General features: G+C 61.9%; 16 protein-coding genes and 1 tRNA gene. 14 read left to right on the top strand and 3 right to left on the bottom strand.

Features of this window, described 5'->3' with window-relative positions; all coding sequences use genetic code 11:
• Nucleotides 1–12: 12 nt before the first annotated feature.
• The gene (locus tag PYR64_RS13645) at nucleotides 13–1242 is read right to left on the bottom strand and encodes a pyridoxal phosphate-dependent aminotransferase (RefSeq protein ID WP_018776702.1); all 1230 of its coding nucleotides are present in this window, start codon (nucleotides 1240–1242) and stop codon (nucleotides 13–15) included.
• Nucleotides 1243–1497: 255 nt separating this feature from the next.
• Between PYR64_RS13645 and PYR64_RS13640 the strand changes: the two genes are divergently transcribed.
• The 9 genes from PYR64_RS13640 to rplL all read left to right on the top strand — a co-directional run bounded on the left by PYR64_RS13640 (nucleotide 1498) and on the right by rplL (nucleotide 8096).
• Nucleotides 1498–1570: transfer RNA gene (locus PYR64_RS13640), tRNA-Trp, on the top strand.
• An 80-nt stretch (nucleotides 1571–1650) separates the two neighbouring features.
• Nucleotides 1651–1932 carry a preprotein translocase subunit SecE gene (gene secE, locus PYR64_RS13635; RefSeq protein WP_026267011.1) on the top strand — a complete coding sequence of 94 codons (282 nt, stop codon included), beginning with the start codon at nucleotides 1651–1653 and terminating at the stop codon, nucleotides 1930–1932.
• Nucleotides 1933–2046: 114 nt separating this feature from the next.
• Nucleotides 2047–2916: a transcription termination/antitermination protein NusG gene (nusG, locus tag PYR64_RS13630; protein ID WP_018776700.1), complete on the top strand. Its 870-nt coding sequence runs from the start codon at nucleotides 2047–2049 to the stop codon at nucleotides 2914–2916.
• A 130-nt stretch (nucleotides 2917–3046) separates the two neighbouring features.
• On the top strand, nucleotides 3047–3478 hold the full coding sequence (gene rplK / locus PYR64_RS13625; RefSeq protein ID WP_011775609.1) for a 50S ribosomal protein L11: 432 nt from the start codon (nucleotides 3047–3049) through the stop codon (nucleotides 3476–3478).
• Between the two features lie 146 nt (nucleotides 3479–3624).
• Nucleotides 3625–4332 carry a 50S ribosomal protein L1 gene (gene rplA, locus PYR64_RS13620; protein WP_018776699.1) on the top strand — a complete coding sequence of 236 codons (708 nt, stop codon included), beginning with the start codon at nucleotides 3625–3627 and terminating at the stop codon, nucleotides 4330–4332.
• Between the two features lie 140 nt (nucleotides 4333–4472).
• Nucleotides 4473–5582: a GNAT family N-acetyltransferase gene (locus PYR64_RS13615; protein ID WP_189075259.1), complete on the top strand. Its 1110-nt coding sequence runs from the start codon at nucleotides 4473–4475 to the stop codon at nucleotides 5580–5582.
• Nucleotides 5579–6730 (top strand): GNAT family N-acetyltransferase, encoded by a 1152-nt coding sequence (locus PYR64_RS13610; RefSeq protein ID WP_039242552.1) that lies wholly within the window; start codon nucleotides 5579–5581, stop codon nucleotides 6728–6730. The genes PYR64_RS13615 and PYR64_RS13610 overlap by 4 nt, the downstream gene beginning before the upstream one ends.
• Before the next feature lie 321 nt (nucleotides 6731–7051).
• On the top strand, nucleotides 7052–7642 hold the full coding sequence (gene rplJ, locus PYR64_RS13605) for a 50S ribosomal protein L10 (protein WP_018776696.1): 591 nt from the start codon (nucleotides 7052–7054) through the stop codon (nucleotides 7640–7642).
• A gap of 76 nt (nucleotides 7643–7718) precedes the next feature.
• Nucleotides 7719–8096, top strand: coding sequence for a 50S ribosomal protein L7/L12 (gene rplL, locus PYR64_RS13600; protein ID WP_018776695.1), 378 nt, complete (start codon nucleotides 7719–7721; stop codon nucleotides 8094–8096).
• Nucleotides 8097–8220: 124 nt separating this feature from the next.
• Here the strand turns inward: rplL and PYR64_RS13595 are convergent, their stop codons facing one another.
• Both PYR64_RS13595 and PYR64_RS13590 read right to left on the bottom strand, forming a co-directional pair.
• Complete coding sequence (locus PYR64_RS13595) at nucleotides 8221–8703, bottom strand: YbaK/EbsC family protein (protein ID WP_275775700.1); 483 nt, start codon at nucleotides 8701–8703, stop codon at nucleotides 8221–8223.
• Entirely contained in the window at nucleotides 8703–9902 is a 1200-nt protein-coding gene (locus tag PYR64_RS13590; RefSeq protein WP_018776693.1) for an acetyl-CoA C-acetyltransferase, read from the bottom strand. The genes PYR64_RS13595 and PYR64_RS13590 overlap by 1 nt, the downstream gene beginning before the upstream one ends.
• A 403-nt stretch (nucleotides 9903–10305) precedes the next feature.
• Here PYR64_RS13590 and rpoB point away from each other — a divergent pair, with 403 nt between their 5' ends.
• From rpoB to fusA, 5 genes are all read left to right on the top strand, one after another.
• Nucleotides 10306–13812, top strand: a complete 3507-nt coding sequence (gene rpoB / locus PYR64_RS13585) for a DNA-directed RNA polymerase subunit beta (RefSeq protein WP_026267008.1) — start codon at nucleotides 10306–10308, stop codon at nucleotides 13810–13812.
• A gap of 104 nt (nucleotides 13813–13916) precedes the next feature.
• Nucleotides 13917–17816 (top strand): DNA-directed RNA polymerase subunit beta', encoded by a 3900-nt coding sequence (locus PYR64_RS13580; RefSeq protein WP_018776691.1) that lies wholly within the window; start codon nucleotides 13917–13919, stop codon nucleotides 17814–17816.
• 413 nt (nucleotides 17817–18229) lie between these two features.
• Entirely contained in the window at nucleotides 18230–18604 is a 375-nt protein-coding gene (gene rpsL / locus PYR64_RS13575) for a 30S ribosomal protein S12 (RefSeq protein ID WP_009358312.1), read from the top strand.
• Nucleotide 18605: 1 nt separating this feature from the next.
• Entirely contained in the window at nucleotides 18606–19076 is a 471-nt protein-coding gene (rpsG, locus tag PYR64_RS13570; protein WP_003803829.1) for a 30S ribosomal protein S7, read from the top strand.
• Between the two features lie 69 nt (nucleotides 19077–19145).
• Nucleotides 19146–21260 carry an elongation factor G gene (gene fusA, locus PYR64_RS13565; RefSeq protein WP_018776690.1) on the top strand — a complete coding sequence of 705 codons (2115 nt, stop codon included), beginning with the start codon at nucleotides 19146–19148 and terminating at the stop codon, nucleotides 21258–21260.
• Nucleotides 21261–21468: the final 208 nt, after the last annotated feature.

Raw genomic sequence — 21468 nt, 5'->3', positions numbered from 1 at the left:
GTTGGCTGCTTGCTACTTGGCCTTGCCCAGGAATTCCTGGATGCGGCGGACACCTTCAGCGAGGTCGTCGTCGCCCAATGCGTAGGAAAGGCGGACGTAGCCGGAGGGGCCGAACGCCTCGCCCGGAACCACGGCTACTTCGACTTCGTCGAGGATGAGCGCGGCGAGTTCAGCAGAGGTGCTCGGCCGGACCGGGCCGTTCGAGGTTTCGAATTCCTTGCCCAGCAGACCGCGGACGTCCGCGTACACGTAGAAGGCGCCGGTCGGCGTCGGGCATTCAACGCCGTCAATCGCGTTGAGTCCGGCGACGATCGCCTTGCGGCGCCGGTCGAAGGCCACCTTCATTTCGTCGACGGCGGTCAGCGGACCCGTGAGGGCAGCGGCGGCTGCGATCTGCATGATGTTGGAGACGTTGGACGTGGCGTGCGACTGCAGGTTGGTAGCGGCCTTGATGACGTCGGCAGGGCCGATCATCCAGCCGACGCGCCAGCCGGTCATGGCATAGGTCTTGGCAACGCCGTTGAGGATGACCACCTTGTCGCCAAGCTCCGGAGCGGCCGTGGCGATGGAGGTGAACTGGACGCCGTCGTAGGTCAGGTGCTCGTAGATTTCGTCCGTGACGACCCACAGGCCCTTGGATGCCGCCCACTTGCCGATCTCCGCAACCTGTTCCGGGCTGTAGACGGCGCCGGTCGGGTTGGAGGGGGAAACGAACAGGAGGATCTTGGTCTTGTCCGTGACAGCTGCTTCAAGCTGCTCGATGGTCACCAGGTAGCCCTGCTCCGGCCCGGCGAAAACCTCGACGGGCACGCCGCCGGCCAGGCGGATTGCCTCCGGGTAGGTGGTCCAGAACGGGGTGGGGATGATGACTTCGTCGCCCGGATCCACCAGGGTGGCAAAGGTGTTGTACACGGCCTGCTTGCCGCCGTTGGTCACCAGGACCTGGGCGGGATCGACCTTGTAGCCCGAGTCGCGGAGGGTCTTATCCGCGATGGCCTTCTTCAGCTCCGGAAGCCCGCCAGCTGGGGAATAGCGGTGGTACTTCGGCTGCCCGGCTGCCTCGATGGCTGCCTGGACGATGTAGTCGGGGGTGGGGAAATCCGGTTCGCCGGCACCGAAACCAATCACGGGACGACCCGCGGCCTTCAGTGCCTTGGCCTTGGCGTCAACGGCAAGGGTGGCGGACTCGGCAATGGCTGAGATTCGCTGTGAAATGCGGGCGGCAGTTGTTCCGGCAGACATCTATGTACCGTTCTTCGCAGGCAGCTCGTGGGCTGGATGATGGGATTCGACGTAAACTACCTTATGCTGTTCTGCGGAGCTCCCGCGTGCCCACCCGGCTTTGTGACTGATAATGCTGGTCACAGGCCGAAAAGGGGACAGGGAGGTCCGGAACAAGGCCGGTTCGACTATCGCGAAATTCTTGCGTAGACTGGTTCACCGGTGTTGAAAAGCATCACAGGCTGAAGTGCGGCCTGAAACATGGATTCGATCCATAGGGTAGTGGCGCAATTGGTAGCGCAGCGGTCTCCAAAACCGCAGGTTGCAGGTTCGAGTCCTGTCTGCCCTGCGCAAGCTGTTCCGGCGGAAACGCCGGGGCACGCGCAGCAACCATGGCTCTGATCAGAGTCGGGTCAACGACTTTGCAAGGTGAGTGAGGACCAGGTGACCGAAACAGCTGCCAGCAGCTCGAAGGGCCGTCCCGCCAAGAAAGCCGATCGCGGCTTCTTCGCCCGTATTGCACTCTTCGTACGCCAGATCATCGGCGAGCTGAAGAAGGTCGTTGCACCCACCCGCAAGGAACTGATCAATTACACGCTCGTGGTGCTGGTGTTCGTGGTCATCATGATGGTCATCGTCACCCTTCTGGATCTCGCCTTCGGCACGGGAGTCAGCTGGGTCTTCGGTGGGTCAGGCGCTACGGACCGCTAAGCGGATCTGTCCGCAAACTGTGTGAAATCCCTTGGTTCGCCGGGAATTTTGCGGGGTTTGCGGAATTGAGCCATTTAAATAGGCATGTTAGGCAATGAGGAAGCAGGAGACCAAGTGTCTGAGCAGGAGCTCGAGGTAAACGAGACTGAGCTGGGCGAATCCGCCGAGGACTCAGCCGACGCCACGGCAATTGTCGCGGAAGAGTCCGAGGTCGATTCCGCTGCGCCCGAATCTGCCGACGTCGACTCTGAGGATTCCGAAGAGGACTTCGAGTCCGACGTGGATGAAGAGTCCGATGACGCGTCCGGCGAGGCTGCCGACGTCGAGACCGCGGAAGAGTCCGACGGCGACCAGCTGGCTGCCGCTGCTGCAGCAGCGCCTGCTGATCCCGCGGAGGAGTTCAAGGCCAAGCTGCGCCGCCAGGAGGGTGACTGGTACGTCATCCACTCCTACGCCGGTTACGAAAACCGCGTCAAGGCCAACCTTGAGACCCGCATCCAGACCCTGGACATGGAAGATTACATCTTCGAGATCCAGGTGCCCATGGAAGAGGTCGTCGAGATCAAGAATGCGCAGCGCAAGGTTATCAACCGCGTCCGCATCCCCGGTTACGTCCTGGTCCGCATGGACCTGACCGACGCCTCGTGGGGCGCCGTCCGTCACACCCCCGGTGTTACCGGCTTCGTGGGCAACGCCCACAACCCGGTCCCGCTCCGCCTTGACGAGGTCTTCTCCATGCTCGCCCCGGTCTTCGAAGAAGAGCAGGCAGAGCAGGGCAAGCCGGTCAACAAGCAGAACCAGGCCCCCGTGGCCGTCGACTTCGAGGTCGGCGAGTCGGTCATCGTCAAGGAAGGTCCGTTCGAGACCCTTCCGGCAACGATCTCCGAAATCAAGCCCGAGTCCCAGACCCTGGTGGTTCTGGTCTCGATCTTCGAGCGCGAAACCCCGGTGACGCTCGCATTCAACCAGGTCACCAAGATCTAGCTGATTCCAAAATTTCGCTCCTGTCCTGCCTGCTTAGCAGTTCGGGAGCGGCCGGCCGCCTCGCCATGGCGGCCACCAACCTGGGACGCGCTCCTGTGTCCCAGGAAGCTATTGAGAGAAGGACCCTACATTGGCTCCCAAGAAGAAGGTCACCGGCCTCATCAAGCTGCAGATCCAGGCAGGTGCCGCTAACCCGGCCCCGCCGATCGGTCCTGCACTTGGCCAGCACGGTGTCAACATCATGGAATTCTGCAAGGCGTACAACGCTGCAACGGAATCCCAGCGCGGAAACGTTATCCCGGTTGAAATCACGGTCTACGAGGACCGTTCCTTCACCTTCATCACCAAGACCCCGCCGGCTGCAGAGCTCATCAAGAAGGCTGCAGGCGTCGCCAAGGGTTCGGCTACCCCGCACACCGTCAAGGTTGCCAAGCTGACCCAGGCACAGGTTGAGGAAATTGCTTCCACCAAGATGGAAGACCTGAACGCCAACGACATCAAGGCTGCTGCCCTGATCATCGCCGGCACCGCCCGCTCCATGGGCATCACGGTCGAAGGCTAGAACCCTCGAAGGCCTATCGTGGCCTTCACCCGCCGGGCAACCGGTATCTGAAACATTGAAATGTCGCAGGATCCTTGCCGGATCCCCGACTGTGGCAGGGCCCAGCGCGGTCCGCAGACCACAACTGCACAAGGAGAAACAGCAGCATGGCAAAGCGCAGCAAAGCATATGAGGCAGCCGTAGCCAAGATCGAGGCAGACAAGGTCTACGCCCCGTTCGAGGCCATCACCCTCGCGAAGGACACCAACCCTTCCAAGTTCGACGCAACCGTTGAGGTCGCTTTCCGCCTGGGCGTTGACCCGCGTAAGGCCGACCAGATGGTTCGTGGCACCGTCAACCTGCCCCACGGCACCGGTAAGACCGCCCGCGTCCTCGTTTTCGCAACCGGCGACAAGGCTGAAGCAGCAATCGCTGCCGGCGCCGACTTCGTTGGTTCCGATGACCTGATCGAAAAGATCGCCGGCGGCTGGACCGACTTCGACGCCGCAGTGGCAACCCCTGACCTCATGGGCAAGGTTGGCCGCCTCGGTAAGGTTCTCGGCCCGCGTAACCTCATGCCGAACCCGAAGACCGGCACGGTTACCCCGGACGTCACCAAGGCTGTCAACGACATCAAGGGCGGCAAGATCGACTTCCGCGTCGACAAGCACTCCAACCTTCACTTCATCATCGGCAAGGTGTCCTTCGACGCCACCAAGCTGGCTGAGAACTACGCAGCAGCACTGGAAGAGGTGCTTCGTTTGAAGCCGTCCGCTTCCAAGGGCCGCTACATCCAGAAGGCTACCGTTGCCACCACGTTCGGCCCGGGCATCACCGTTGACCCGAACGTCACCAAGGTTCTCACCGACGCGTAAGCTTCGCGAGCACTGGCTCTGAAAAGGACCGTCCGGCTTTTGCCGGGCGGTCCTTTTTCTGTCCCTGCCTGCATTCGCTTCCAGCCTGTTTTCTTGTCTCCGTCTGTTCCGCGCGGGAGGCGGGCCGTAGGCTGTGGTGCGTGACGTCGTCGAACATCTCAGGGCCTTCCGGATTGACCGTGGAACGGATCCGTGTTCCCACGAGTCCGGACGCCGCAGATGCCCCTGACTTCCAGGCCTTTCACCAACTGAACGTCGTCCACGCCATGGAACTGTGGGGCAACCTGGACCGCTGCGCTACCCTGGCCGAGGCCGTCCTTTTCTGGCAGGGAAATGAATACGAAGAGCGCCAGGTCCATCTGGCCCGCCTCGATGGTGAGGTGGTGGGTTGCGGCACTTTGACGCTGCCCCTGAGTGAAAACACGACGACGGCGGGTGTGGACGTGCTTGTCGACGCGCCCTTCCGGCGCCGTGGCTTTGGATCCCGGATCCTGGCCCTGTTGGAGGAACTGGCCAGTGGCCGCGGGCGGGTTTCGTTCGATGCATACTGCGGAGAACCCATCGCGCCCGTCGAGGCCGGCGTGGAGTTGTTGGAGGCCAAGTCCGGCTCAGGCGGTGTGCCTTTGGACGCGGCATCCACACGCTTTGCCCTCCGCCACGGTTACTCGTTGGAGCAGGTCGAAACGAACAGCACGCTTGCCTTTCCCGTTTCCGGGGAATCGCTTGGGGTCCTGGAAGCGGAGGCCTTGAGACGCTCGGCGGGCTACAGCGTCCTGGGCTGGAAGTCGCGTTGCCCGGACCACCTCGTGGGCGCTTTCGCCCGCCTCAAGAGCCTCATGAGCACAGAGGTTCCCATCGCGGGCCTCGGGTGGGAAGGCGAGGTGTGGGACGCTGCCCGGGTCCGCCGGGAGGAAGCCACCTGGCAAGCCAGCGGTGTGGAGTCCGCCGTGTGCGCAGCCCGCCACGACGCTACGGGGGAGCTGGCCGCCTATACGGTCCTGACGCACCGTGAAGAGGCGCCGGCGGTGATCTACCAAGAGGACACCTTGGTGGCTCCCGGGCACCGGGGACACGGTTTAGGGATGCTGGTGAAAACCGGCAACCTTCGCCGCGCACAGGAACTCTGGCCGGACGCCACGTCGGTCATGACATGGAACGCCGTTGAAAACCAGCATATGCTAGCCATAAATATCGCCCTTGGATTCAAGCCGTCCGGCTTTGAAGGCGAATGGCAGAAACGGCTGGGATGACTGTAGACGAGACGGGTACCGTTCAGGTCGGGCAGCTGTGGGTGCCTGACACCCTGGACAGCCCTGAGGCCGCCGATTTCCTGGACGCCGTGGAAGTCGGACGCCGGGTGCGCATGGAAACGTGGGGGAGCGACGACCTCGCCTACACGCCCTTGGAAAAGCTGCTGGAATTTTCCGATCCCTATGAACGCCAGATCATCCTGGTTGCCAAGGTCGAAGGCGCCATCGTCGGTGTCGTGGACATCGCCTTGCCCTTGGCTGACAACATGGACCTGGCCGAATTCACCCTGGACATCCTTCCCGAGTACCAAGGGCAAGGAGTCGGACGGCAACTGCTGGAGGCCGCCGAACAGCTGGCCCGCGCCGAAGGCCGGACCATGATCCTGGTGGACACCAACCACCCTGCAACGTCCCTGACGGAGGTACCAGAGGACCAGCTGATTCCGGGCAGCGGGGCCGGATTTGTCCCTGTCAGCAGCAGGGAGGTGGACTTCGCCAAGAGAGCCGGCTACACACTCCAGCACATCGAACAGTTCAGCTCCTGCATCCTTCCCCTGGACTCCCAGCTCGTAGCTGACCTCCAGCTGGAAGCGGAGGAAGCCAACGGGGGCCGCTATGCCCTCCACCACTGGACGGACCGCTGCCCGGACGCCTGGCTGGATGCTGTTGCCGCGTTGGAAAACGCAGCAGGCGAGGTTGTGCGTGACGATGCCGAGGACGATGCTCCCGAGGTTGAAGCGAGCGGAATGGTTTTCGACACCGCCGTCCTTCGGGAAACTGAAGACGCCGCATTGGCGCAGGGACGGCGCACGGTGGTTACCGCCGTCGAGCATCTTGAGAGCGGCAAGCTGGTGGGCCTGACCACCATCAGTGTCCTGGCCCACCGCCAGGACGTGGTCTTCCAGGACGACACCCTGGTCCTCCAGGAGCACCGCGGAAACAAACTGGGTTTGCTCATCAAAGTGGCCAACATGGAACGGCTCAGCGAGCAGTTTCCGGACGCAAGAGTGATCTACACCTGGAACGCGCCGGAAAACCGTTACCTCCTGACTGTCAACAAGCAGTTGGGGTTCACGACGGCCGGCATCACCGGACTGTGGCAGAAGGAACTGCCGGGCCGGGATAAGGGGCCGACAGTCTCCGAATAGGGGCAACCGCGAGCTGTACTGCCGCGCCCCGATTTGGTTTGCCGCACACTGTCCCGTAACCTTGAAGTACCAAAGACCGTCGGTTGATGGGAATCCACTCTTTCGAGCACAGCTCAATTCTGCAGCCACGCCCCTGAGAACAAAGTGAATTCCTTGACGAAGGACCCTGAACATAGGGCGGCCGGCGCAGGTGAACGAAGCTAGTCTCCACGGATCGAACCGTGTTGAGCCAAGCCCCGTGCATCTGCGCGGGGCGTTTTTAGTTTTAGCTCTCGTGAGCGGGGACCCGGAAGACCGGCTTTATTCCCCGGAAGGAGGGTTATGACAACGCCTAGCAAGGTTTCCGCAGTTGCGGAGATCACCAACGATTTCAAGGAATCGAACGCGGCTGTCCTGACCGAATACCGCGGGCTCACTGTTGCACAGCTCAAGGAACTGCGTGTTGCGCTCGGCCAGGACACCAAGTTCTCGGTCGTCAAGAACACCCTGAGCGCCATTGCAGCCAAGGAAGCTGGAGTTGAAGCATTCAACGATCAGCTTGCCGGCCCCACTGCAATCGCCTTCATCAAGGGTGACGCTGTTGCTGCTGCCAAGAGCCTGACGGACTTTGCCAAGGCCAACAAGCAGCTGGTTATCAAGACCGGCGTCTTCGAAGGCAAGGCATTGGACGCAGCAGGAGTTGCCGCACTGGCAGCCCTGGAGTCCCGCGAACTGCAGCTTGCACGCGTTGCTGGTGTCCTCAAGGCTCCCGCATCTGCTGCTGCCCGCATCATCGACGCTCTGCGCCTCAAGCTTGAAGAAGAGGGCGGCGCACCTGCACCGGCCGCTGATGAAGCCCCGGCCGAAGAGGCTGCTGCTGAAGAGGTTGCGGCTCCGGCCGAAGCCGCTGAAGCTGCAACCGAAGAGAACTAAGTTCTCCCCCCAAACAAACTCTGGTGTATGGATCGGCATCGTCCGGACCTGCACCAACTAATGGAAGGACGCCACCATGGCGAAGCTCAGCAACGAAGAGCTCATTGAAGCTTTCAAGGAACTGACCATCATCGAGCTCTCCGAGTTCGTCAAGCTCTTCGAAGAGACCTTCGAAGTTACGGCTGCTGCTGTTGCAGTTGCTGGCCCCGCTGCCGGCGGTGCTGCTGAAGCTGCTGAAGAGAAGACTGACTTCGACGTCATCCTCGAAGCTGCTGGCGACAAGAAGATCGCAGTGATCAAGGAAGTTCGCGCCATCACCTCCCTCGGCCTCAAGGAAGCCAAGGACCTGGTTGACAGCGCACCGAAGGCTGTTCTCGAAGGCGCCAACAAGGAAGCCGCAGAGAAGGCAAAGGCTCAGCTCGAAGAAGCTGGCGCAACGGTTACCCTCAAGTAACTCGTTTTGCTTTGGAAGCCCCGTCCGGTTCGCCGGGCGGGGCTTCCTGCGTTAAACAGCAACGCGGGGTCACTTATGGCCCATCCCAAGGGGATTTACCGGCCATAAGTGACCCCGCGTTGCTTTAAGAAGGGTCGCTGATGTCCGCTACGACGGCGCCCAGGGCTGAGGTCAGCGCATCGGCGTCAACAAAAGCGCTGCGGCCGTGTGCCCCGGCTCCCATGGAGATGCGCCGCCCCGTAATCGTGGCGTCGGCGTACACGGGCCATGCCGTGGTGCTGCCCAGGGGAGTGATGGTTCCGCGTTCATAGCCGGTGGCGTCCAACGCCACCTCCGCGGGTGGGAGTGACAACTTGTTGACGCCCACCAACGCGCGCAGCTTGGGCCAGGAGATCTGGCGGTCCCCGGGAATCAAAGCGAAGAGGAAGCTGCCGTCCCGGTGCTTGACCACCAGGGACTTCACAATGTCCGCCGGCCTGATCCCCAGGATGGTGGCGGCCTCTTCCAGGCTGCGCGCTGCGGGACGTTCGACGACGTCGACGTCCAGTCCGCGGGCGGCGGCGTCGGCAAGGAACCGCTCCGCACCCTCAGTCTCAATGCCGCCCATCAGTCGCGGTACAGCAGTAGTGCTTCGCCCTGGCCGCCTCCGCCGCACAGGGAAACCGCGGCTTTGCCGGTTCCCCGGCGCTTGAGTTCATGGGCAGCATGCAGGGCAAGCCGAGCGCCGGACGCTCCGATCGGATGGCCCAAAGCGATGGCTCCTCCGTGGATGTTGCACTTCTCCAGGGGATAGCGCAAGTCCTTGAGGGACTGCACCGCCACCGACCCGAATGCCTCGTTGATTTCAATGAAGTCGAGGTCTTCGGCCGTCCACCCGGCACGCTTCAACGCCTGGGCGATCGCATTCGACGGCTGGGAGTGCAGCGAGTTGTCAGGCCCGGCAACCTGCCCGGGCTTGCCGACAACGGCGAGGTATTCCAGCCCGTTGTCCCGGGCGAAGCGGCGACTGGTCAGCACGAGTGCGGAGGCGCCGTCGGACAGGGGAGAGGAGTTACCCGCCGTGATGGTGCCGTCCGTCGCAAAGGCGGCCCGCAGCGGGGCGAGGGTTTCCACCGTGGTGTTGGGGCGGACACCCTCGTCCGTGGTGAGGACCAGTGGATCGCCTTTTCGCTGTTTGACCTTCACGGGAGCAATTTCGACGTCGAAGATTCCGTCCGCGATCGCAGCCGCGGCACGCTGGTGCGAAGCCGCCGCGACCTCGTCCTGGGCCTTGCGGTCTATGCCCAGGGTGACGTTCTTGGTTTCCGTGGACAGACCCATGGATTGTCCGTCGAAAGCGTCGGTGAGGCCGTCGTGGGCGGCAACATCCAATGCCTGGATGGAGCCATACGTCCAGCCCTGGCGGGAACCGGGGAGGAGGTGCGGGGCCCTTGTCATGGACTCCTGGCCGCCCGCGACCACCACGGTGGCATCGCCGCTGCGGATCATACGCGCGGCATCAATGACCGCTGTCAGACCCGAGAGGCACACCTTGTTGATGGTCACGGCCGGGATGTTCCAGCCCACGCCGGCCGCGATTGCGCTTTGGCGGGCCGGATTCTGTCCGGCACCGGCCTGGAGGACCTGGCCCATGATGACGGCGTCAACCTGTTCGGGCTTTACGCCGCTCGCCGCCAGTGCGGCGCCGATGGCGTGCGCGCCGAGTTCGACGGCGGTGAAGCCCGCCAATTGTCCGTTGAGGCGACCCTGCGGGGTGCGGGAAGCGGCGAGGATGACAACGTCATTGTCGTCAGCGGAGTTGCTCATGGTCTCTCTTCCGGTCCGGGAATGGTGTAGCAAGGCTATCGCGGTGTTTGTGACTAACCGTTAAACGATCCTGCCCGCCCGCGCATTCCGGGTGGCCGGGACTTCCTTCATTGGGTGCCTGCGGCAACGGTGCTTGCAATCACGGACGATCTGGGGTAGACAGGAAGGCTGCTTTGCCGTATTGTAGATATTTGCGTCTTCCCTGTTAACCTTCAGCCTTCATATAGCGGTGGGCTTTACCTCTCAGCTGCGTCATTGACGTGCCGTTCCGAAACGTGCACAACCATGCGCAGACTGGGTCCGGGTCATATAGCGGAACCGGATTAAGTATCCTGCGGAGCACTCTGCAGAATGCAAACGGGGGAGATCTGAAAACGCCTGAAGGTCTGTGGAAGGATCCCTCTTGGTCGCCTCGAGCACCTCTAATAACGAAACCGCTAACACGGCAAGCACCGATGGTGCCACCCGTCGCCTCTCATTCGCAAAGATTCACGAACCCCTTGATGTTCCGAATCTTCTCGCCCTGCAGACGGACAGCTTTGACTGGCTCGTCGGAAACGAACGCTGGCAGGCGCGGGTAGCGAAGGCTGTCGAGGAGGGCGACCTCAGCGTCGCCACCACCTCCGGACTTGCCGACATCTTCGAAGAGATCTCCCCTATCGAGGACTTCCAGGGCACCATGTCCCTGAGCTTCTCCGAGCCGGAGTTCGCTGACCCGAAGTACACCATGGCCGAATGCAAAGACCGTGACGCCACCTACTCGGCCCCGCTGTATGTCAAGGCCGAGTTCATGAACAACAACACGGGCGAAATCAAGCAGCAGACCGTGTTCATGGGCGACTTCCCCCTCATGACTGAGAAGGGAACGTTCGTCGTCAACGGCACCGAGCGTGTCGTTGTCTCCCAGTTGGTCCGTTCGCCGGGCGCCTACTTCGAGCGCACTGCAGACAAGACCAGTGACAAGGACATCTTCACTGCGAAGATCATCCCGTCCCGCGGTGCCTGGTTCGAACTCGAAATCGACAAGCGCGACCAGGTGGGCGTACGCCTTGACCGCAAGCGCAAGCAGTCGGTCACGGTTCTCCTGAAGGCCCTCGGCTGGACCGAAGGCCAGATCCTGGAAGAGTTCGGCCAGTACGACTCCATGCGCGCAACGCTGGAGAAGGACGCCACCGAGACCCGCGAAGACGCGCTTCTGGACATCTACCGCAAGCTGCGTCCGGGCGAGCCGCCCACAGTCGAGGCTGCCCAGTCCCTGCTGGACAACCTGTACTTCAACGCCAAGCGCTACGATCTTGCCAAGGTTGGCCGTTACAAGATCAACCGCAAGCTCGGCATCGACCGCTCCCTTGGTGACAAGGAAGCTTCGGTCCTGCACGTTGAAGACATCGTTGCCATGATCAAGTTCCTCGTTGCGCTCCACGCCGGCGAGAAGACCATCATGGGCAAGCGCGACGGCGAAGACCACGAGCTCCGCGTCGACATCGATGACATCGACCACTTCGGCAACCGTCGCATCCGCGCCGTCGGCGAACTGATCGAGAACCAGGTCCGCACCGGTCTTTCCCGTATGGAACGCGTCGTCCGCGAACGCATGACCACGCAGGACGTCGAAGCCATCACGCCGCAGACGCTGATCAACATCCGTCCCGTTGTGGCAGCCATCAAGGAGTTCTTCGGAACCTCCCAGCTGTCGCAGTTCATGGACCAGAACAACCCGCTCTCGGGTCTGACCCACAAGCGCCGCCTGTCGGCACTTGGCCCGGGTGGTCTGTCCCGTGACCGCGCAGGCATGGAAGTCCGTGACGTTCACCCGTCCCACTACGGACGTATGTGCCCCATCGAAACTCCTGAAGGCCCGAACATTGGTCTGATCGGTTCGTTGGCTTCCTACGGCCGCATCAACCCGTTCGGCTTCATCGAGACCCCTTACCGCTTGGTTTCCAACGGTGTTGTCTCGGACGAGGTCCAGTACCTCACGGCCGATGACGAAGCCGAGGTCCTGATCGCACAGGCCAACGCTCCGCTGGATGCCGACAAGAAGTTCTCCGAAGAGACCGTTCTTGTCCGTGCCCGTGGTGGTGGAGGCGAGCCCGTCCTGGTTCCCGCTGCAGACGTTCAGTTCATGGACGTTTCCCCGCGCCAGATGGTGTCCGTGGCAACGGCATTGATCCCGTTCCTCGAGCATGACGACGCCAACCGCGCACTCATGGGTGCCAACATGCAGCGCCAGGCTGTGCCGCTGGTCCGTTCCGAGGCTCCTTTCGTGGGCACCGGCATGGAACGTGCAGCAGCCGTCGACGCCGGTGACGTTGTCATCGCGAAGAAGGCCGGTGTGGTCACCGAGGTTTCCGCTGAACTCGTTGTCATGATCAACGACGACGGCACCGAGACCAACTACCGCATCAACAAGTTCGCCCGTTCCAACCAGGGCAACTGCTACAACCACCGTGTCCTGGTCAACGAAGGCCAGCGCCTGGAGGTTGGCGGCATCATCGCTGACGGTCCCGCAACGGACCAGGGTGAGCTTGCCCTCGGTAAGAACCTGCTCGTGGCATTCATGTCATGGGAAGGCCACAACTTCGAGGACGCCATCATCCTGTCCCAGCGCATTGTTGCTGAGGACGTCCTTTCCTCCATCCACATCGAGGAGCACGAAATCGATGCCCGCGACACCAAGCTTGGTGCCGAGGAAATCACCCGTGACATCCCGAACGTGTCCGAGGAAGTCCTGGCGGGCCTGGACGAGCGCGGCATCATCCACATCGGTGCCGAGGTTGAAGCAGGCGACATCCTGGTAGGCAAGGTCACCCCCAAGGGTGAAACCGAGCTGACCCCGGAAGAGCGGCTCCTCCGCGCCATCTTCGGTGAGAAGTCCCGCGAAGTCCGCGATACCTCGCTGAAGGTTCCCCACGGCGAGTCCGGTACGGTCATCGGCGTTCGCGTCTTCGACCGCGACAACGACGACGAGCTGCCCCCGGGCGTGAACCAGCTGGTCCGCGTCTACGTTGCAGCCAAGCGCAAGATCACCGACGGCGACAAGCTCGCCGGCCGTCACGGCAACAAGGGTGTTATTTCCAAGATCCTCCCGATCGAGGACATGCCCTTCCTTGCAGACGGTACCCCGGTGGACATCGTCCTGAACCCGCTTGGTGTTCCGGGTCGAATGAACGTTGGCCAGGTCCTGGAAACCCACCTCGGTTGGGTTGCCAAGACCGGTTGGAAGATCGAAGGCGAGCCGGAGTGGGTCAAGAACCTCCCGAACCTGCCCCGTGAAACCGGCCAGACCACCGTTGCCACCCCGGTGTTCGATGGCGCCCGCGAAGAAGAAATCACGGGCCTGCTTGACTCCACCAACGTGACCCGCGATGGCGACCGCCTGATCGACTCCTCCGGCAAGACCCGTCTGTTCGACGGCCGCTCCGGCGAGCCGTTCCCGGACCCGATCTCCGTCGGTTACATGTACATCCTGAAGCTCCACCACCTGGTGGACGACAAGATCCACGCGCGCTCCACCGGCCCGTACTCCATGATCACGCAGCAGCCGCTGGGTGGTAAGGCTCAGTTCGGTGGCCAGCGCTTCGGTGAAATGGAAGTGTGGGCGCTCGAAGCTTACGGTGCCGCCTACACGCTTCAGGAACTCCTCACGATCAAGTCCGATGACATCCATGGTCGTGTGAAGGTCTACGAAGCCATCGTCAAGGGCGAGAACATCCCTGAGCCTGGCGTTCCCGAGTCCTTCAAGGTCTTGATCAAGGAAATGCAGTCGTTGTGCCTGAACGTGGAAGTTCTTTCCACCGACGGAACCACGATCGAAATGCGTGACTCTGATGACGCAGTCTTCACGGCTGCGGAAGAACTGGGCATCGATCTGTCTCGCGCAGAGCCCAGTTCCGTAGAAGAGGTCTAGCAGCCGTTCCGGCGGGCACCGCTTTGTGGCTGCCCGCCGGGACAGCTCCCTCTTCCCGTAACCAAGACTTCAGAATTTAGAGAACAAGAGAGAACAGGGACCATATGTCCAGCGAATCCTCCTTCGGCCTCATGCAGATCGGCCTCGCCACCGCGGAAGACATCCGTGGCTGGTCTTACGGTGAGGTCAAGAAGCCGGAAACCATCAACTACCGCACGCTTAAGCCTGAGAAGGACGGCCTCTTCTGCGAGAAGATCTTCGGCCCGTCCCGCGACTGGGAATGCTACTGCGGCAAGTACAAGCGCGTGCGCTTCAAGGGCATCATTTGCGAGCGTTGTGGCGTTGAAGTCACCCGCGCCAAGGTGCGTCGTGAGCGCATGGGCCACATCGAACTGGCCGCGCCTGTAACCCACATCTGGTACTTCAAGGGCGTTCCCTCGCGCTTGGGCTACCTCTTGGACCTGGCACCGAAGGACCTCGAGAAGGTCATCTACTTCGCTGCCTACATGATCACCAGCGTTGACACCGAAAGCCGTCACGCCGAACTGCCGAACCTCCAGGTTGAGCACGACCTCGAGAAGAAGCAGATGATCGACAACCGCGACAGCGACATCGCCACGATCGCCCGCGACCTTGAAGACGAGCTTGCCCGTCTCGAAGGCGAAGGCGCCAAGGCTGCCGACAAGAAGAAGGCCCGCGACTCTGCCGACCGCCAGATGGCGAACGTCCGTAAGCGTGCCGACGCCGACATCGAGCGCCTTGAGCAGGTCTGGGACCGCTTCAAGAACCTCAAGGTCGCCGACCTTGAAGGCGACGAGGGCCTGTACCGCGAACTGCGCGACCGCTACGGTCTGTACTTCGAGGGCTCCATGGGCGCCGAGGCAATCAAGAAGCGCCTCGAAACCTTTGACATGCAGGCTGAGGCCGAGTCCCTGCGCGACACGATCCAGAACGGCAAGGGCCAGCGCAAGACGCGTGCCCTGAAGCGCCTGAAGGTTGTCAACGCATTCCTGACCACCAACAACAGTCCCCTGGGCATGGTTCTGGACGCCGTCCCGGTGATCCCGCCGGAACTGCGCCCGATGGTCCAGCTGGATGGTGGCCGCTTCGCGACCTCCGACCTCAACGACCTCTACCGTCGTGTGATCAACCGCAACAACCGCCTCAAGCGACTGCTTGACCTGGGTGCTCCGGAGATCATCGTCAACAACGAGAAGCGCATGCTTCAGGAAGCTGTTGACAGCCTCTTCGACAACGGCCGTCGTGGCCGCCCCGTCACGGGTCCGGGCAACCGTCCCCTGAAGTCCCTGAGCGACATGCTCAAGGGCAAGCAGGGCCGCTTCCGCCAGAACCTGCTCGGCAAGCGCGTCGACTACTCCGGCCGTTCGGTCATCGTTGTCGGTCCGCAGCTGAAGCTGCACCAGTGTGGTCTGCCCAAGCAGATGGCCCTGGAGCTCTTCAAGCCGTTCGTGATGAAGCGCCTGGTTGACCTCAACCACGCCCAGAACATCAAGTCGGCGAAGCGCATGGTTGAGCGTTACCGTCCGCAGGTCTGGGACGTGCTGGAAGAGATCATCACCGAACACCCGGTGCTGCTCAACCGTGCACCTACCCTGCACCGCCTCGGCATCCAGGCCTTCGAACCGCAGCTTGTGGAAGGCAAGGCAATCCAGCTTCACCCGCTGGTTTGTGGCGCCTTCAACGCTGACTTCGACGGCGACCAGATGGCAGTCCACCTGCCGCTGAGCCCGGAAGCCCAGGCCGAAGCACGCATCCTGATGCTGTCCTCGAACAACATCCTGAAGCCGTCCGATGGCCGCCCGGTGACCCTGCCTTCGCAGGATATGATCATCGGTCTCTACCACCTGACCACCAAGCGTGTCGGTTCTGCCGGCGAAGGCCGTATCTTCTCCTCGGTTTCGGAAGCAATCATGGCGTACGACGCCCGTGAGCTGCACCTGAACTCCCAGGTCAAGATCCGCTTGGACGACTTCGTGCCGTACGCAGGTTGGGAAGCTCCGGAAGGTTGGGAGCCCGGTCAGCCGGCTCTCGTTGAAACCTCCCTCGGCCAGGTCATCTTCAACCAGACGCTGCCTGAGGATTACCCGTGGGTTGAGGCTGTTGCCGACAAGGGCGAACTGTCCCGGATCGTCAACGACCTTGCAGAGCGCTACCCGAAGGTTGTTACGGCGGCAACGCTGGATAACCTGAAGGATGCCGGTTTCTACTGGGCCACCCGTTCGGGTGTCACTGTGGCAATCTCCGACATCGAGGTGCCGACTTCCAAGCCCGCCATCCTGGCTGGTTACGAGAACATGGCTGCCAAGATCCAGGGCCAGTACGACAAGGGCCTGATCGACGACGACGAGCGTCGCCAGGAACTGATCGAGATCTGGAACAAGGCAACCAACGAGATCGCCCAGGCGATGCGCGACAGCCTGTCCCCGATGAACACCATCAACCGCATGGTGTCCTCCGGTGCACGTGGTAACTGGATGCAGGTCCGCCAGATCGCGGGTATCCGTGGTCTTGTGGCCAACCCGAAGGGTGAGATCATTCCTCGCCCGATCAAGTCCTCCTACCGCGAGGGCCTGTCGGTTCTGGAATACTTCATCGCCACGCACGGTGCCCGTAAGGGTCTGGCCGATACCGCTCTGCGTACCGCCAACTCGGGTTACCTGACCCGTCGTCTGGTGGACGTTTCGCAGGACGTCATCGTCCGTGAAGAGGACTGTGGCACTGAGCGCGGTCTGGTCACCCCGATCGCCGTGCCGGATTCCAACGGTGAGCTCGTCCTGGACGAGAACGTCGAGAACAGCGCCTACGCACGTACGCTGGCTGTCGACGTCGTCGATGCCCAGGGCAACGTCCTGGCTGCCGGCGGCACCGACTGCGGCGACGTCGTCATCGACCAGCTGCTGGCTGCAGGCATCACCGAGGTCAAGGTCCGCTCCGTACTCACCTGTGAGTCCAAGGTCGGCACCTGCGCGCTCTGCTACGGCCGTTCGCTGGCCACCGGCAAGACCGTTGACATCGGCGAGGCTGTCGGCATCATCGCCGCGCAGTCCATCGGTGAGCCCGGTACCCAGCTGACCATGCGTACGTTCCACACCGGTGGTGCTGTTTCCGCCGGTGGTGGCGACGACATCACCCAGGGTCTGCCCCGTATCCAGGAGCTTTTCGAAGCCCGTACTCCGAAGGGTGTCGCACCGATTGCTGAAGCAGCCGGCCGCATCACCATCGAAGAGTCCGAGCGCCAGATGCGCCTGGTCATCACTCCGGACGATGGTTCCGAAGAGATCGCCTACCCGGTGCTGCGCCGTTCCCGCCTCCTCATCGAGGATGGCGAGCACGTCAGCGTCGGCCAGAAGCTGATCAACGGTCCGGTGGACCCGAAGCAGGTTCTGCGCATCATGGGCCCGCGTGCCGCACAGAAGTTCCTCGTGGACGAAGTGCAGGGCGTTTACCGCAGCCAGGGTATTGGTATCCACGACAAGCACGTCGAGGTTATCGTCCGCCAGATGCTGCGCCGCGTGACCGTCATCGAGTCCGGCGACTCCGACTTGCTCCCCGGTGAGCTTGCAGAGCGCGCCCGCTTCGAAGACGAGAACCGCCGCGTCGTGTCCGAGGGCAAGTCCCCGGCTTCGGGTCGTCCGGAACTCATGGGTATCACCAAGGCTTCCTTGGCTACCGAGTCCTGGCTGTCGGCAGCTTCCTTCCAGGAGACCACCCGCGTCCTGACGCAGGCGGCCATGGAAGGCAAGAGCGATCCTCTGCTCGGCCTGAAGGAAAACGTCATCATCGGTAAGCTCATCCCGGCTGGTACGGGTCTGCCCCGCTACACAGAGGTCACTGTGGAGCCGACGGAAGAAGCAAAGGCAAGCCTGTTCACGGGCCCCAGCGCTTTCACCGACTTCTCCTATGACGCCCTGGGTGGCGACGGCGCTCCCGAGTTCCACGCCATCCCGCTGGATGACTACGATCTCGGCAACGACTTCCGCTAGAAGCGGCAGTCGGCGTTATGACGGTCAGGCCCCGCACTTTCGAGTGCGGGGCCTGGCCCGTTAACGTCGCTTTTCCCCGGGTACCCGGGGGAGCGGGGCGACGACGGCGGCAGTCACCTGCCGCCGTCGTCCTCCATACACCCGATTAAGGCTCCAGATCAAGCCGTGCTAGACTTTCTGTAATTGTTCTGTGTGGCAGTGGATGAAGGCCGCCGCAGCATCATTTTGGTTTTGTTCTCATGGTGCTGGGTGGAGCCTGTTTCCGGGTTGCGGGCAACATGCGCAACGAATGCCGCACTTTTGCACGCCTACCGGAGTTTCGGCCGGCTGCACGAGCAACGCCAAAGTTCCCACGTTTACACCGGCTGGCGCCTGTGTGTGGGGGCAGAGATCAAACAACGGAGAACACGAAAGTGCCTACGATTAACCAGCTGGTCCGCAAGGGCCGCACGCCGAAGGTCTCCAAGACCAAGGCTCCCGCGCTGAAGGGCAGCCCGATGCGTCGCGGTGTTTGCACCCGCGTTTACACCACCACCCCCAAGAAGCCGAACTCGGCTCTCCGTAAGGTGGCACGTGTGCGCCTCAACGGTGGCGTGGAAGTTACCGCTTACATCCCCGGTGTTGGCCACAACCTCCAGGAGCACTCCATCGTGCTCGTCCGTGGTGGTCGTGTGAAGGACCTTCCGGGTGTCCGCTACAAGATCGTCCGCGGCGCACTCGACACCCAGGGTGTCAAGAACCGCAAGCAGGCCCGCAGCCGTTACGGCGCAAAGATGGAGAAGAAGTAATATGCCTCGCAAGGGTCCGGCCCCGAAGCGGCCGCTAGTTTCCGATCCCGTTTACGGCTCCCCGTTGGTCACTCAGTTGATCAACAAGGTTCTGGTTGACGGCAAGAAGTCCACCGCAGAGCGCATCGTTTACGGCGCACTCGAAGGTGCACGTGCCAAGTCCGGCGGCGACCCCGTTGCCGCTCTCAAGAAGGCCATGGACAACGTCAAGCCTTCCCTCGAGGTGCGTTCACGCCGCGTTGGTGGCGCCACCTACCAGGTTCCGGTTGAGGTCAAGCCGGGCCGCTCCACCGCCCTCGCTCTGCGTTGGCTCGTGGGCTACTCCAAGGCCCGCCGGGAGAAGACCATGACCGAGCGCCTCCAGAACGAAATCCTGGATGCCTCCAACGGTCTCGGTGCCGCTGTCAAGCGTCGCGAAGACACCCACAAGATGGCCGAGTCGAACAAGGCCTTCGCACACTACCGCTGGTAAAACTTCCCGAACGCCGCCGGCTCCACCGAGCCGGCGGCGGACGTGTAGTCCATCCGAAAGGGAGACCCCGTGGCACAGGACGTGCTTACCGACCTTAACAAGGTCCGCAATATCGGCATCATGGCCCACATCGATGCCGGCAAGACCACCACTACCGAGCGCATCCTGTTCTACACGGGTGTGAACCACAAGATCGGCGAGACGCACGACGGCGCCTCGACGACTGACTGGATGGAACAGGAAAAGGAACGCGGCATCACCATCACGTCTGCCGCCGTGACTTGCTTCTGGAACCAGAACCAGATCAACATCATCGATACCCCGGGCCACGTGGACTTCACGGTCGAGGTTGAGCGCTCCCTGCGTGTCCTCGACGGCGCAGTCGCAGTGTTCGACGGCAAGGAAGGCGTGGAGCCGCAGTCCGAGACTGTTTGGCGCCAGGCTGACAAGTACAACGTTCCGCGTATCTGCTTCGTCAACAAGATGGACAAGCTGGGTGCCGACTTCTACTTCACCGTAGACACCATCATTTCCCGCCTTGGTGCCAAGCCGCTGGTCATGCAGCTGCCGATCGGTGCCGAGAACGACTTCATCGGTGTGGTTGACCTCCTCGAAATGCGCGCCCTGGTTTGGCCTGGCGACGCAAAGGGTGACGTCACCATGGGCGCTTCCTACGAAGTGCAGGAAATCCCGGCGGACCTCCAGGCCAAGGCCGAAGAGTACCGCGCACAGCTCGTTGAGACTGTGGCCGAGGCTTCCGAAGAACTCATGGAGAAGTACCTCGAAGGTGAAGAACTCACCCTTGAGGAACTCAAGGCCGGCATCCGCAAGATGACCATCAACTCCGAGCTCTACCCCGTGTTCTGTGGCTCTGCCTTCAAGAACCGCGGTGTACAGCCGATGCTTGACGCTGTTGTCGACTACCTGCCGAACCCGCTCGACGTCCCGCCGATGATCGGTCACGATCCCCGCGACGAAGAGAAGGAACTGACCCGCAAGCCGTCTGCAGACGAGCCGTTCTCGGCCCTCGCCTTCAAGATTGCTGCGCACCCGTTCTTCGGCCAGCTGACCTTCGTCCGCGTGTACTCCGGTCACGTTGAGGCCGGCGCCCAGGTGGTTAACTCCACCAAGGGCAAGAAGGAACGTATCGGCAAGCTGTTCCAGATGCACGCCAACAAGGAAATGCCTGTTGAAGGCGCTACCGCGGGCCACATCTACGCAGCCATCGGTCTGAAGGACACCACCACGGGTGACACCCTGTGTGATGCCAACAACCAGATCGTCCTCGAGTCCATGAGCTTCCCGGAGCCCGTGATCTCGGTTGCCATCGAGCCCAACACCAAGGGTGACCAGGAGAAGCTCTCCACGGCCATCCAGAAGCTCTCCGCCGAGGACCCGACCTTCCAGGTCTCCCTCAACGAAGACACGGGCCAGACCATTATCGCCGGCATGGGCGAGCTCCACCTGGACATCCTGGTGGACCGCATGCGCCGCGAATTCAAGGTCGAGGCAAACGTCGGCAAGCCGCAGGTTGCCTACCGCGAAACCATCAAGCGCGCAGTCGAGCGTCATGACTACACGCACAAGAAGCAGACCGGTGGTTCGGGTCAGTTCGCAAAGATCCAGATTGCGATCGAACCGATGGACACCTCTTCGGGCGAACTGTACGAGTTCGAGAACAAGGTCACTGGTGGCCGCGTTCCGCGCGAATACATCCCGTCTGTCGACGCCGGTATCCAGGATGCACTGAACGACGGCGTCCTGGCCGGTTACCCGGTTGTCGGCATCAAGGCCACGCTGATCGACGGCGCGTCCCACGATGTTGACTCCTCGGAAATGGCGTTCAAGATCGCCGGACGTATGGCTTTCAAGGAAGCCGCACGCAAGGCGAACCCTGTTCTGCTTGAACCGCTGATGGATGTTGAGGTCCGCACACCTGAGGAATACATGGGTGATGTTATTGGTGACCTGAACGCCCGCCGTGGCCAGATGCAGTCCATGGAGGACGCAGCAGGTGTGAAGGTTATCCGTGCACACGTTCCGCTGTCCGGCATGTTCGGCTACATCGGTGACCTGCGGTCCAAGACCCAGGGTCGCGCCGTGTACTCCATGACGTTCAACAGCTACGCGGAGGTCCCGAAGGCAGTAGCCGACGAGATCATCCAGAAAACCCGCGGCGAGTAATCTCCCGGTAACGGATGCAATTCCGGTATCGGGAAGGCATCTAAGCGCTTGAGGCGGGGCTGTGGCGAGAGCCGCAGCCCGGCCCCTGCGCAAACAGGCTCTAGGAACTATCATTGGTTCCTGAATCTGCAATTTCACCAAAACCAAGCCCCCAAGTAGACTTGCTAAAGTTTCTGCCGCGAAAAGCGCGGCCGAGGAGCACTTCACT

It is taken from the genome of Paenarthrobacter sp. Y-19, assembly GCF_029223985.1.
Taxonomy (GTDB): Bacteria; Actinomycetota; Actinomycetes; order Actinomycetales; family Micrococcaceae; genus Arthrobacter; species Arthrobacter nicotinovorans.
Note: the sequence above shows the minus strand (reverse complement) of the source record. Positions and strands in the feature narration are given on the sequence as shown.

Coding starts and splice junctions, on each gene's coding strand:
- PYR64_RS13645 (WP_018776702.1), bottom strand. CDS start 1,242: ATGTCTGCCGGAACAACTGCCGCCCGCATTTCACAGCGAATCTCAGCC.
- rplA (WP_018776699.1), top strand. CDS start 3,625: ATGGCAAAGCGCAGCAAAGCATATGAGGCAGCCGTAGCCAAGATCGAG.
- PYR64_RS13610 (WP_039242552.1), top strand. CDS start 5,579: ATGACTGTAGACGAGACGGGTACCGTTCAGGTCGGGCAGCTGTGGGTG.
- rplJ (WP_018776696.1), top strand. CDS start 7,052: ATGACAACGCCTAGCAAGGTTTCCGCAGTTGCGGAGATCACCAACGAT.
- rplL (WP_018776695.1), top strand. CDS start 7,719: ATGGCGAAGCTCAGCAACGAAGAGCTCATTGAAGCTTTCAAGGAACTG.
- PYR64_RS13595 (WP_275775700.1), bottom strand. CDS start 8,703: ATGGGCGGCATTGAGACTGAGGGTGCGGAGCGGTTCCTTGCCGACGCC.
- PYR64_RS13590 (WP_018776693.1), bottom strand. CDS start 9,902: ATGAGCAACTCCGCTGACGACAATGACGTTGTCATCCTCGCCGCTTCC.
- PYR64_RS13580 (WP_018776691.1), top strand. CDS start 13,917: ATGTCCAGCGAATCCTCCTTCGGCCTCATGCAGATCGGCCTCGCCACC.
- rpsG (WP_003803829.1), top strand. CDS start 18,606: ATGCCTCGCAAGGGTCCGGCCCCGAAGCGGCCGCTAGTTTCCGATCCC.